The sequence below is a fragment of the Pseudomonas paraglycinae genome, assembly GCF_021601625.1.
Lineage (GTDB): Bacteria > Pseudomonadota > Gammaproteobacteria > Pseudomonadales > Pseudomonadaceae > Aquipseudomonas > Aquipseudomonas paraglycinae.
In genome coordinates, this window is the sequence record NZ_BQHR01000022.1 from 80,379 (window position 1) to 93,241 (window position 12,863).

The 12,863-nt window shown below is 59.8% G+C and carries 9 protein-coding genes; 2 read left to right on the forward strand and 7 right to left on the reverse strand.

Features of this window, described 5'->3' with window-relative positions; translation table 11 throughout:
* Positions 1-43: 43 nt before the first annotated feature.
* The gene (locus L6D82_RS25705) at positions 44-4,348 is read right to left on the reverse strand and encodes a membrane-targeted effector domain-containing toxin (protein ID WP_102688184.1); all 4,305 of its coding nucleotides are present in this window, start codon (positions 4,346-4,348) and stop codon (positions 44-46) included.
* A gap of 291 nt (positions 4,349-4,639) precedes the next feature.
* Between L6D82_RS25705 and L6D82_RS25710 the strand changes: the two genes are divergently transcribed.
* Together L6D82_RS25710 and tadA are read left to right on the forward strand one after the other, a co-directional pair.
* Positions 4,640-6,016, forward strand: a complete 1,377-nt coding sequence (locus L6D82_RS25710; protein WP_102688183.1) for a multicopper oxidase family protein — start codon at positions 4,640-4,642, stop codon at positions 6,014-6,016.
* Entirely contained in the window at positions 6,016-6,516 is a 501-nt protein-coding gene (gene tadA / locus L6D82_RS25715; RefSeq protein WP_236191916.1) for a tRNA adenosine(34) deaminase TadA, read from the forward strand. The genes L6D82_RS25710 and tadA overlap by 1 nt, the downstream gene beginning before the upstream one ends.
* Positions 6,517-6,682: 166 nt before the next feature.
* Here the strand turns inward: tadA and cmoB are convergent, their stop codons facing one another.
* The 6 genes from cmoB to lon form a co-directional block, all read right to left on the reverse strand.
* A complete protein-coding gene (gene cmoB, locus L6D82_RS25720; RefSeq protein ID WP_102688181.1) occupies positions 6,683-7,639 on the reverse strand; it encodes a tRNA 5-methoxyuridine(34)/uridine 5-oxyacetic acid(34) synthase CmoB in 957 nt (318 codons plus the stop codon).
* Positions 7,636-8,343: a carboxy-S-adenosyl-L-methionine synthase CmoA gene (cmoA, locus tag L6D82_RS25725; RefSeq protein WP_218888027.1), complete on the reverse strand. Its 708-nt coding sequence runs from the start codon at positions 8,341-8,343 to the stop codon at positions 7,636-7,638. Before cmoA ends, cmoB begins: the two co-directional genes overlap by 4 nt.
* A gap of 129 nt (positions 8,344-8,472) precedes the next feature.
* Positions 8,473-8,880 carry a hypothetical protein gene (locus L6D82_RS25730; RefSeq protein ID WP_102688180.1) on the reverse strand — a complete coding sequence of 136 codons (408 nt, stop codon included), beginning with the start codon at positions 8,878-8,880 and terminating at the stop codon, positions 8,473-8,475.
* 131 nt (positions 8,881-9,011) lie between these two features.
* A complete protein-coding gene (locus L6D82_RS25735) occupies positions 9,012-9,659 on the reverse strand; it encodes a lysoplasmalogenase (protein WP_173892831.1) in 648 nt (215 codons plus the stop codon).
* 2 nt (positions 9,660-9,661) lie between these two features.
* Positions 9,662-10,054 carry a protease inhibitor I42 family protein gene (locus L6D82_RS25740; protein WP_102716880.1) on the reverse strand — a complete coding sequence of 131 codons (393 nt, stop codon included), beginning with the start codon at positions 10,052-10,054 and terminating at the stop codon, positions 9,662-9,664.
* Positions 10,055-10,384: 330 nt separating this feature from the next.
* Positions 10,385-12,808, reverse strand: coding sequence for an endopeptidase La (lon, locus tag L6D82_RS25745; protein ID WP_236191917.1), 2,424 nt, complete (start codon positions 12,806-12,808; stop codon positions 10,385-10,387).
* Positions 12,809-12,863 lie beyond the last annotated feature (55 nt).

Below are 12,863 nucleotides of genomic sequence, written 5' to 3' on the forward strand. Positions count from 1 at the left end.
GATGTTTCACGCGGCTTTTCTGTTTCTGGCTTTCAGTGGCTGATTACAACGGTCTGGACCAACCCGCCAGTTTCATGCCTCGCTCATCAAGCGCCTTGAGCAGCGCCTTGATACTGGCGAAGCGCTTTTCATGGACGCTGGGCCATTCGGGGCGTTCGATGAAAACGCGGTTGGATTCGAAGTGGATATCGGTGCGCACGATCGCATTGGCGCGGCTGCGATGAACCAGAAAGGTTTCCCGCAATTCCCTTTTCAAGGTGTACAGACCCGGTCGGGAAAGTAGCCGTTCGATGTCTGAGGTCGTCCGGGCGTACCACGGTGTTTCGACTTGCAGGCGCAGGTCACCTTTTACGAATGCCTGGTTCTTGCCCATTTGATCGGCAAGACTTTTACCGGGATCCGCTTCGATACCGCCGGATTGACCTTCAGCGACATCTTCGGCGCGCAGACCGACGACGCCTTCCAGCTCGCTGACACCGGCAACGCCTTCGAACGTGTTCGAGTGGGAGTTCCCCATCAGTGCCACCCAGTTATGCGGCCCGCGAGCCGCCTGGTCAGCCTCGATCACGGTGTGAGCGTAGTAGTTCATCATTCTCTGGCGTGCCGAAGGATCCGCCGTTCTCATTCCTTCAACCCGATAACTGGCCAGGCAGTCGATGGCCTGAACGCGTATCCCGTTGCGATTGGCTTCCTTGACCAGATCGAGAAAGGTGTAGCGTTGCAGCGGATCGGTCACGTGACCACTGTCGAGCTGAATCAGATAGTTCTCCAGATCCCGCGGCATGACCGATGTCCTGGCGTAATTATCCAGCGCGGCCTGATGGAAGTCCGTGAGCAGGTGCTCGGAGTAAAGCGTCTTCACACCCTTGTTGGCCAGGGTTTGCATATTGTCCATCAGCCATTGCTTGCTGCCGATTTCGGCATGGCTTTCGCCAATGACCAGACCGCGAAACTCTGTGAATATCCGCTCGATGAATGCTTGTCCCGACAGTCCTGTGGTTAGCGAATCCATTGATGCGCGTACGGGAAGATGCAGATCGGCATAGAAACATACTGCTGCTTCATGCAGTTGTTTTCGCAGCGTCTTGAATGTATCGAGGGGTGAATTGCCGCCCCATGAAGCGACGGAGTCGTTCAACAGTGAGGCGTCATTGCCCCGCGCCACGTTTTTCAGTTCGGCACGGGCCTGCACCGCGATCTCATACGGCGAGGTGAAGCGGGGTGGATCCTTGATCGTCAAATCCGGGGCGGGTGGCGCTTCAATCGCCGGGATGGACGGCTGAATGTCTGGCAGTTGACCGGGCGTAGCGGTGGGATCAATGCGCACGTGTACCTGCGTGAGGCCTTCATGTTCTATGGCTTGCAACAGTTCATGCAGGCTGTCGAAGTGGCGCCCGCTGATGGCTGACCATTTCGGCCGGAGGATGGAGAAACCGGCGCTGTCCTGCTGAATCGGTGTACGCACCAGACTGCCATCGCCACTGCGGTGAACAAGGGTGGAGGGCTCCTGCACCATGAACATGCCGCGCCTGGGCAGCGCCTCTTCAAGCGAGCGAGCTGTTGCCGTCGCGGGCGGTGCGCTCAGTTGCAGGCGAAGATCGCTTTTCAATTCGTCGAAGGGACGTCCCAGGATGTCTTTGACTTTTTTGCCCGGGTCAGCTGTAAGCCCCTGAGCCTGACCCAATGCACTTTCATCAACGCGCAATGCCACCGCCCCTTCCAGCTCACTCAGCCCTGCAACGTTGTCGAAGCTGCTGGCGCGGGCCTCATCAACCAGTGCGATCCAGCGATGAGCACCTCGTGCGGCCTGGTCGGCCTGAATCACGGTGTCCGAGTAGTAATTCATCATTTTTCGGCTGCTGGCTTCGGTAGTACCTTCCATCCGTGGAAAGCGCCGGGTCGCCATGCTGTCGATCGCTTGTACGCGGATGTGATTCTTCTGTGCGCCTTTTACCAGCTCGGTGTAGGAATACGGTCCGGCAGGGTCGGTCTTGAACCGCGCATCCAAAGCCTTCAGGTACCGCTCGAGAGCCGGCGGCATCTTGCCGCTCTGGTGAAAAACATCCAGATCCGCTTGATGGAAATCCGTGAGCAAGTGATCCAGGTAAAGGGTTCTGACCTTCTGTTTGTTCAGCACTTTGAGATTGTCGACAAGGGTCTGTCTAGCACCGATGGCAGAACTGTCCTGACCGATTACGAGGCCGGTGCCGTCCTTGAACAGGCGCTTGGTCATTTCGGCAAACGGCGTCGTGGGTTTGAAGAGTGGGACGGCCGGACGCGGGGGAAATTCGGTGGCGGCATAGGCGTTGATGGCATCGTCGTAGAGCCCGCGACGCAGGGTTTTGAAGTCTTGATAGAAACGGTCGCTGCTGTCCTGTGGATCCAGCGGGAAATCATCGACCTGAGCTTCGGCAACGGGTTGCAGCGCCGATCGCGATGCTTGCGGCACATCGTACGTCAGTGGTTGCATCTCCACTTCCGGCAGTGGGTCGGCCGTGTGTCCGAAGGGCCACTTGCCGAAAATTTTCATGCCACCCTTGAGTCCGGGACGGGCCACCGGTTCCCACCTGAGCGCTTCGTTCAAGCGAACCGGGACGTTGCGGTAGAACGAGAAAGGATTGGCCGGATCAATAATGACCCAGCCGCGTAACTGCTCGACATAACGCACCTGATAAAAGCCGTCGCTTCCTGCGCGGCGCATGTAAATGTAACGCTTGCCCGACGCGGCCAGGATGATCTCCTGCAGTTTGGAATCACCGGTTTCAACGCGGGTGCCTTCGGTGATTTCAGTCTTGAATGAAGCAAGGAAGTCCTCGGGCTGCGCGGGCAGGACGCGCGTCGGGGCGATTTCCTCCAATGCAGGCAACGGGGGGCGGGCAATCGCCGCTTCGACAAGTTTTTCTTCCGGTGCGAAGACCGTGCTGGCCTCGGCTATTTCCGGTAGACGGCCACTGCCCTTGAGGAAGGTGGCGTTGAAAAGGGTATCGATGGTCGCGAAGATGGCGCCCGTCACTGCAGACTTGCGTTCACCGGGTGTTTTGCCATTGACCGCCTGATCAATCTGCAACCCGACATTGGCGATGCCGGCACCCACGACGGCCAGTGCCACGGGCCAGCCGACAGCGGCCATCGGACCGAACATGCGACCGAAAGCGTTGAGATAGCCGATCCACAGCTTTTTCCGCAGATCGCCATTGGTGTGCATCATGAACGTGGCGTCGCTGATCATCCTGGCGTGAGTGGCGCTGGCGAGGAAGGTGAAGGCGTCGCTCTTGAACGTCTCGCTGGTGTGTTCGATCAGGGAGTGATCGGCGCAGTCCCAGGCGCTGACCAGCAGATCCAGGACATGATTGAGCCCGACATTTTCGACATGCGGCGGGCGGAATATCTCAGTGAGCAGATATGTCCCGGGACTCAACAGGGGGAGCCACCCCGGCTTTGCCGCATCCCGCCATGAGGTGTCTTCCGTGATGTCGTGATCGGCCACTTGAAAATGCGCGAGGAAACGTTGGCGGTCAACCGGTTTACGGGTTTGCGACAACACCCACCAATGCAGATCCTTCGCTGTCTCGAAGGCATGCAGACCCCAGATTTCTCCGGGGGTGTAGAGGATCTTTCGGCAATTGACGTCGGTGATGCACAGAATATCGGTCGCTACATAACCCCCCACCTTCAGCAGGCTCAGATGCATTCCCTTGGCGGGCGCCGCATCCTCCTCCAGCATCTGCAACGTGACGGGCCAGCTCACATTGCCGGCGACAGCCTTGACCACGGTTCGGAAGTTTTCGTCCGACAACCGGCCACCTTCGCGATCCTCCATGGCCTGGGCAATAAAGGTGCACTTGGCCAGGCTGCGAAATGTCCTGGTGTGTTTTTTCCAGAACGACGCGACCTTTTGATTGAACCGATCGGCGAAATTGATCGCCCAGAAGTCCTTCAGTACCTCGTTTCCATGCAACCGCACTTCATTGGTCTCGTCGAAGTCCTCGGCATCCGGTCCGGTCGTGTAAAAGCCCCCATCGACATCGAGCATGTCCGAGTTGTCCTGATCACCGACGCGGAACCGCTGGATCACCAGTTGCGGCAAGGTCATGGACTCGGTTGGCCGGGCACCATGATGTTCCCAGCCCGTGAAGGCTTTCCAGCTGCTGCTGGAGAACTTGAAGCGGTGCCAGTAAACCTGTTCAGGATCCAGATGATCCACGCCATGTTTGCGCAGGATATCCCTGGCGATATCACTGGCCATTTCGTACATGTCGGGGCAGGCCTGAACCAGTGCGGGTACCAGATTTTTCAGGGCCAGTTTGTCGGCAACATTGGGTAGTGCAGTGTTTTCGGATGTGTCCACGGTCTTTCCTTGAGGGTGGTACGGATGGGACCGGATCATTTCAGGCGGGCGTAGGAAGGGTCTGTCGGCTGTCGTGTGTAACGGGTGTCGGAACAATAGGTATGACGTATGGGAAAAGGATCAGGATCCAGTACGAAAACCCGGCAATTTGCAGCAGTTGAGTCCTGCTTTTCGCTCTGAGGAACTGCGGCCAGTCGCCGCGTCGCCCTTACTGTTTCTCATCTGCGGGTGTATCGTATTCGCCCTTTCGGGCCTGCGGGCCCGCCGCAGATACGTGAGGTAGTTGAGTTCATGTCCTTTACCCGTCGCCAAATCCTCGGTGGCCTGGCCGGTCTTGTTGTCGTTGGCGTAGGAGCGGGGGGCGCGTCGCGTTACTGGCTGGGCAAGATGGCCGATGCCGATGCGGGGCATGACTACGAGCTGATCGCCGCGCCACTGGACGTCGAGCTGGTGCCAGGGCACAAGACCGAAGCCTGGGCGTTTGGCCCATCGGCGCCGGGCACCGAATTGCGCGTGCGTCAGGGCGAGTGGCTGCGGGTGCGCTTCATCAACCATCTGCCGGTCGCGACGACCATTCACTGGCACGGCATCCGCCTGCCGCTGGAGATGGACGGCGTGCCGTACGTTTCGCAATTGCCGGTGCTGCCGGGCGAATACTTCGATTACAAATTCCGTGTGCCGGACGCTGGCAGCTACTGGTATCACCCGCACGTCAGCAGCAGTGAGGAACTCGGTCGCGGGCTGGTCGGGCCGTTGATTGTCGAGGAGCGCGAGCCGACCGGGTTCAAGTACGAAAAGACCCTGAGCCTGAAGAACTGGCACATCGACGACGAAGGCAACTTCGTCGAGTTCAGCATTCCGCGCGAAGCGGCCCGTGGCGGTACGGCGGGGCGGCTGTCGACCATCAACGGCGTGCCTACGCCGGTGATCGAGTTGCCGGCCGGGCAGATCACCCGGGTTCGTCTGCTCAACCTCGACAACACCCTGACCTATCGCATCAACATTCCTGGTGTCGAAGCGCAGATCTATGCGCTGGACGGCAACCCGGTCGAGCCGCGCCCGTTGGGCAAGGAATACTGGCTGGGTCCGGGCATGCGCATCTGCCTGGCGATCAAGGCACCACCGGCCGGGGAGGAACTGTCGCTGCGCAACGGCCCGGTTCGCCTGGGCACCCTGCGGTCGGTGGCCAACAATGACGCGCCGACCGACTGGCCGAAAGCACTGCCGGCCAACCCGGTGGCCGAGCCGGACCTGGCCAATGCCGAGAAACTCAACTTCAATTTCGAATGGGTCGGTTCGGTGTCGGTGAATGTTGACAACGGCAAGCCGCCGAGCCTGTGGCAGATCAACGGCAAGGCCTGGGACATCACCGACAAGACCTGCGCCGACCGGCCGATCGCCAGCCTGAAACTGGGCCAGAGCTATATTTTCGAACTGAAGAACATGACCCAGTACCAGCACCCGATCCACCTGCACGGCATGAGCTTCAAGGTGATTGCATCGAACCGGCACAAGATCATTCCGTACTTCACCGACACCTACCTGCTGGGCAAGAACGAGCGCGCGCAAGTGGCGCTGGTGGCGGATAACCCGGGGGTGTGGATGTTCCACTGCCACGTGATCGACCACATGGAAACCGGCCTGATGGCCGCCATCGAGGTGAAGTGATGCGCCAGATTCGCCCCGCGGCGATCATCGACCGCAGCCGAGACCGCGACTTCATGCGCGAGGCGCTGGAGCTGGCGGCCCAGGGTGCAGCTCTCGGCGAAGTGCCGGTGGGCGCGGTGCTGGTGCAGGATGGCGAAATCATCGGGCGCGGTTTCAACTGTCCGATCAGTACCAGCGACCCGAGTGCACATGCGGAAATGGTCGCGATTCGCGCCGCTGCACAGGCTGTGAGCAACTATCGTCTGCCGGGCAGCACGCTCTACGTGACGCTGGAACCGTGCAGCATGTGCGCCGGGCTGATCGTGCATTCGCGGGTTGCCCGCGTGGTGTATGGCGCGCTGGAGCCCAAGGCCGGGATTGTGCAGAGTCAGGGACAGTTCTTCACTCAGGGCTTTCTCAACCATCGAGTGCTGTATGAAGGTGGGGTGTTGGCGGAGGAGTGTGGGGCGGTGTTGACTGAATTTTTCCGTGCCCGCAGAGCAAAAAGCCCCTCACCCTAACCCTCTCCCGGAGGGAGAGGGGACTGACCGGATTGGATGGGCGAGATCCGCCGACCTGAGTTATCGAGTCGAACTTAAGTTTTGAAAAGCTCCAAGATCGGCTCCCTCTCCTTGGGGAGAGGGCTGGGGTGAGGGGTGGGCTCACCGTGGTGTTCGGGAGAGCGGGTTATTTCTTCGCGACAATTACGGCCCGCATCGGCGCCGGCAACCCTTCAATCGTCTTGCTGTGATCTTCCGGATCAAGGAAATCACTCAACGACTGATACTTCATCCACTCTGTCCCGCGCTGCTCTTCAACAGTGGTGGTGCTCACATCCACACATTTCACGTCAGTAAACCCGGCACGACGCAGCCACAATTCCAGCGCCGGCACCGACGGCAGGAACCACACATTACGCATCTGCGCATAACGATCTTCCGGCACCAGCACCTGATGCTTGTCGCCTTCGACCACCAGCGTCTCCAGCACCAGTTCACCACCTTTCACCAGGCAATCCTTCAGCGCCAGCAAGTGCTCGATCGGCGAGCGACGGTGATAGAACACACCCATCGAGAACACGGTATCGAAGCCTTCCAGATTCGGCGGCAGGTCTTCGAACGGGAACGGCAGGTGCCAGGCATTCGGTTCTGACAGATAACGCTGCACCGCCTGGAACTGGCAGAAGAACAGCCAGTTCGGATCGACGCCGATCACGCTGTCGGCGCCAGCTCCCAGCATGCGCCACATGTAGTAGCCGTTGCCGCAGCCGACATCGAGGATGCGCTTGCCCTTCAGGTCCAGATGCGGTGATACCCGCGACCACTTCCAGTCCGAGCGCCATTCGGTGTCGACGTGCACGCCGAACAGATCGAACGGCCCCTTGCGCCATGGCGACAGGCCCATCAGCGCGGTGCGCATCTGTGCACGGGTTTCGTCGTCGCAATCGGTGTCCAGTTTCAGGCCGTCGAGCAGGTCGACTTCGGTCGGCTGGATCTTCGGCAAGGCATCCAGCGCACTTTGCCAGCGCTCCAGGTCGCCGTGACCTTTCTCCATTTTCTTGTCGAGTTGCGCTTGCAGGGTGTTGGCCCATTCGGCCAGCGGCGTGCCGGCCAGACGGCGGGCGAGGGGAGACAGATCAATCATGGCAAGGCAATCAACGAGGCAAAGTTAAGACACTGGAACCACGGCACGACTTTCGAGAACCCGGCGGCCAGCAGGCGCTCGCGGTGTTCTTCGAGGCTGTCGGGCTTCATGACGTTTTCGATGGCGCTGCGCTTCTGGGCGATTTCCAGTTCGCTGTAGCCGTTGGCGCGTTTGAACGCGACGTGCAGATCGGTCAGCAGCGCGTGTTCTTCGGCATCGTTGAAGCGCAGCTTCTCCGACAGGATCAGCGCGCCGCCCGGCAGCAACGATTGGCGGATGCGTGACAGCAACGCCGTACGCTGATCCGGGGCAATGAATTGCAGGGTGAAGTTCAACGCCACCACCGAGGCCGGTTTGAAGTCGAGGGCGAGGATGTCGCCTTCGATCACTTCGACCGGCAGCAACTCCTGGAACATCGAATCCTGACCGTTGAGGTACTCGCGGCAGCGCTCGACCATGGCAGCCGAGTTATCCACCGCGATCACACGGCAACCGTCGGTGCGTACGTGGCGGCGCAGGGCTTGGGTCACCGCACCGAGCGAAGCTCCGAGGTCGTAGAGCACGCTGTTCGGCTGGGCGAACTGCGCCGCGAGCACGCCGAGGTTCTCGACGATGGTCGGGTAACCCGGCACCGAACGCTTGATCATGTCCGGGAACACCCGCACCACGTCTTCGTTGAAGGCGAAGTCAGGCACCTGGGCCATCGGCTGGGCGAAAATGCGATCGGGTTCTTTGCTCACGGCGGTTCCGGCGGTGTCGATGAAAAGGCCGGCATTTTAGCCAAACTGGCGCGCAGATGCGCGGGTTGTCTGATAAACCGTGGGCAGGCGAACTCAGGAGTATTCGATATTGAAATCTCCTTTGCCCGTGATACCGATACCGGAACCTTGGGAGTCAATTTCATCTGCCGTGAATTGAAACTGACCAACAATGTGGCGGGTCGTGTGATCCGCATTGATATCGAGAGTCAGTGTTTTCACCTGGTACTTGGTATTGACCCAGTCCGATACGGCTTTCACGAGCTTCACTTCCGGCGAATTCAAGTAATAGCGGCCGCCGGTGATGGTCTTCGCGAGATGGAACTCCATTCGTTTGACTTGTTCTCCCCACTCTTCTCGTTCACCCGTGATTCTGATGTGGTTCGGTTCTTCGAACGCAACGACAAGTTGGAAGGCAACAGGGTTGTTGTTATCAATGGCGAGGCTGAAAGTGCCGGCGGACTTGGGAGTTGGGTTACTCATGCTGAGTCTCTCGATAGTGCGACAAACCACCATGGTTTGCCGCTTCGAGCAACTGTATGTTTTTCAGGCTTGCAATCTAACTGTCAGAAATGACAGTCGTTGATTCGATTTGGTAATCGATTTCGAAACGGTTATAGCGTTTTTTCGGCTTTTTCTACGTGAAACGCCGACGCCGCAATCCCCCACTGTCCCAACCAGTAACTTAGGATGATGATGTAAGGCGCTGCATTGAACGGTGAGACGAACCGGTTGATACCGATCACGCTGTCGGAAAACACGAACGCCACCGCGCCGCCCGCCGCCAGTAATGCCGAACGTTGCGGTACGCCGCTGCCGAGTCGGGCGAGAGCGCGCCAGAGCATGGCGCTGATGGCCGTTCCGTAGACGATCACTGGCACGGTCAACGGGCCGAGTCCGCTGCTGATCAATATGCCCATCAACACGGCACCCACGCTGAGGGCCAGGATCAGCGGCAGCAGGGCCAAACGTCGGCAATCACTAAGGTAAGCCTTGAGATACGCCAGATGCGCGACCAGAAACGCGCCGAGACCGAAGACGAACAAATCCCCCGGCCACGCCAGCAACACATCGCCGATCAACGAGAAAATCAGACCGAGGCTGATCCAGCGCCGATAGTCGCTCGGTGGCGCATCGTGCAGCCAGCCGAGCAACGCCAATACCGGCAGCGGTTTGACCAGCAGGCAAAGCAGCGCCGCGTGGGTGCTGACGCCATAGAGAAAGGTCACGGCGCCCATCAGCGCGAGGATCAGCCAGCCCACGGTCAGTTCACCGAAATGGCGCAATCAAAGGTTTCCACCGGCAACACTTCCGGCGCCCACGGCTGTTGCGAAGTCAGGCGCAGGCGACCGGTGCCGGGGGCGAACGCCTGGAAGCGCCAGGTCGAGAGACCGGCCGCGCCGACCACGCCGGCGTCTTCCGGATTGCTGTAGACCTCGGGGCTGAGGGCGCGCAATACGCCGCCGGCGGAATCCTGGATGGCCCAGCGGTAGCCGGTGGTGGGGTTGCTCGGGAGCATGACGATCAGGTTTTGCCCGTTGGTGAGGCGCACCGGGCATTCGCTCTGTTTTTCCACGGTCACGTTGGTTTTCGGTTGCGTGGCACAGGCGGCCAGCAGGGCGAGGGACAAGGGGACAAACAGGCGAAGGGGGGACATGGATTCAGTGGCTCCGGCGTTGGCGACGAACGGCGAGCATAACTGAAGATGAGACAAAGTGTGACAACGCCAGGCTTGGCGTCATTCTTCAGCATCGCCGGCCCTCACCCTAACCCTCTCCCAGAGGGAGAGGGGACCGACCGAGGTGTCTTTTGGGATACATCGACCTGAAAGATCGAGTTGATTACGGATTCAGTGAAGAGCTTTCAGGTCGGCGTATCTCTTAAATATCCCCCACTCGGCTCCCTCTCCCTCCGGGCGGTCCGACGTTTCGGGAGGGCCGGGGTGAGGGGCTGCGATGCCAGCCCCCCTCAATACCTCAAGACGAAATCAAAAAAGCACCTTCGCTACATCCGCAAACTTCTTGGCGAAATGCACGGTAATGCCTTCCTTCAAGTAATCCGGCAGCTCTTCGAAGTTGCCGCGATTCGCCTCCGGCAGAATCAACTCGAAGATCTTCTGCCGCCGCGCCGCAATCACCTTCTCGCGCACTCCGCCAATCGGCAGTACATGCCCGGTCAGCGTCAATTCACCGGTCATCGCCACGCCTTTTTTCGGCGCCTGATTACGGGCGAGGGAGAGCAGGGCGCTGGCCATGGTCACGCCGGCGCTCGGGCCGTCTTTCGGTGTCGCGCCTTCCGGCACGTGCAGGTGGACGAAGGCTTCGTCGAAGAACTTCGGATCGCCACCAAAAGATTTGAGGTGCGAACTGACGTAGCTGTAGGCGATCTCCGCCGACTCCTTCATCACATCGCCCAGTTGCCCGGTCAGTTTGAAACCACGATTGAACGTGTGAATCCGCGTGGCTTCGATCGGCAGAGTCGCGCCACCCATGCTGGTCCACGCCAGGCCGGTGATTACGCCGGTGCCGGACAACACTTGCTCGTTGCGGAACACCGGATGACCAAGGGACGCTTCAAGGTCTTTCGGCCCGATCTTGATCACCGCTTTCGGATCGTCGATCAGTTTCATCACCGCTTTGCGCACCAGTTTGCCCATCTGTTTTTCCAGCTGGCGCACGCCGGCTTCACGGGCGTAGCCGTCGATCAAGACTTTGAGCGCCGTGTCGCTGATGCTCAGGCTGCCCTTGGACACGCCGGCCTTTTCCAGCAGTTTCGGCCACAGGTGACGCTTGGCGATGGCGACTTTTTCTTCGGTGATGTAGCCCGACAGGCGAATCACTTCCATCCGGTCCAGCAACGGGCCGGGGATCGAATCCAGGGTGTTGGCGGTGCAGACGAACAGGACTTTCGACAGGTCCATCCGCAGGTCCAGATAGTGGTCGAGGAATTCGACGTTCTGTTCCGGGTCGAGGGTTTCCAGCAGCGCCGAGGCCGGGTCGCCCTGGTAGCTCTGGCCCATCTTGTCGATCTCGTCGAGCATGATCACCGGGTTCATCACTTCGACGTCTTTCAACGCCTGCACGAGTTTGCCCGGCTGCGCGCCGATGTAGGTGCGGCGGTGGCCCTTGATCTCGGCTTCGTCGCGCATGCCGCCGAGGCTAAAGCGGTAGAACGGCCGACCAAGGGATTCGGCGATCGATTTGCCGACGCTGGTTTTACCCACGCCCGGCGGGCCGACCAGCAGCACGATGGAGCCGCTGATCTCGCCTTTATAGGCACCGACCGCGAGGAATTCGAGGATCCGGTCCTTGATGTCGTCGAGGCCGGCGTGGTGTTTGTCGAGCACCTTGCGCGCGTGCTTGAGGTCGAGTTTGTCCTCGCCGTACACGCCCCACGGCACCGAGGTTGCCCAGTCGAGGTAGTTGCGGGTGACCGCGTATTCCGGCGATCCGGTTTCGAGGATCGACAGTTTGTTCATCTCTTCTTCGAGGCGCTTCTGCACTTGCGTCGGCAGCACTTTGCCTTCCAAGCGCTGCTCGAACTGTTCGAGGTCGGCGCTGCGGTCGTCCTTGGTCAGGCCGAGTTCCTGCTGGATGACCTTGAGCTGTTCTTTAAGGAAGAACTCGCGCTGGTGCTCGCCGATCTTGCGGTTCACTTCGGCGGAGATTTCTTTCTGCAGGCGCGCGACTTCGACTTCCTTGCGCAGCATCGGCAGGACTTTTTCCATGCGCTTGAGCATTGGCACGCAGTCGAGCACTTCCTGCAGCTCATTGCCGGTCGCCGAAGTGAGGGCGGCGGCGAAGTCGGTCAGCGGCGACGGATCGTTGGGGCTGAAGCGGTTGAGGTAGTTCTTCAGCTCTTCGCTGTACAGCGGGTTGAGCGGCAGCAGTTCCTTGATCGCGTTGATCAGCGCCATGCCGTAGGCCTTGACCTCGTCGGTCGGCTCGGTGGGCTGGTGCGGGTATTCGACTTCCACCAGATACGGCGGGCGATGGTGTTTGAGCCAGGTCTTGATGCGCACGCGACTCAGGCCCTGGGCGACGAATTGCAGTTTGCCGTTTTCGCGGCTGGCGTGGTGCACCTTGACCAGGGTGCCGTATTGCGGCAACGCCTTGGTGTCGAAGTGGCGCGGGTCTTCCTGGGGTGTGTCCATGAAGAACAGGGCCAGGGAGTGGTGTTCGGATTTGCTGACCAGTTCGAGGGTTTCGGCCCAGGGTTCTTCGTTGACGATGACCGGCAGGACCTGGGCCGGGAAGAACGGGCGGTTGTGGATCGGGATGATGTAGACCTTGTCCGGCAGGTTCTGGCCGGGCAGGGCGAGGCCTTTGCCGGGGACGTGGTGTTCGATGTGTTCGGCGTCGGTTTCGGTGATGTCGTCGGGGTTCTCGGGGAATTCTTGCTGGTCGCTCATGGGGCACCTGCGCAATTGGGTATGGCTGTTAGATGGGGCAGGGGTTGGGTGGTTT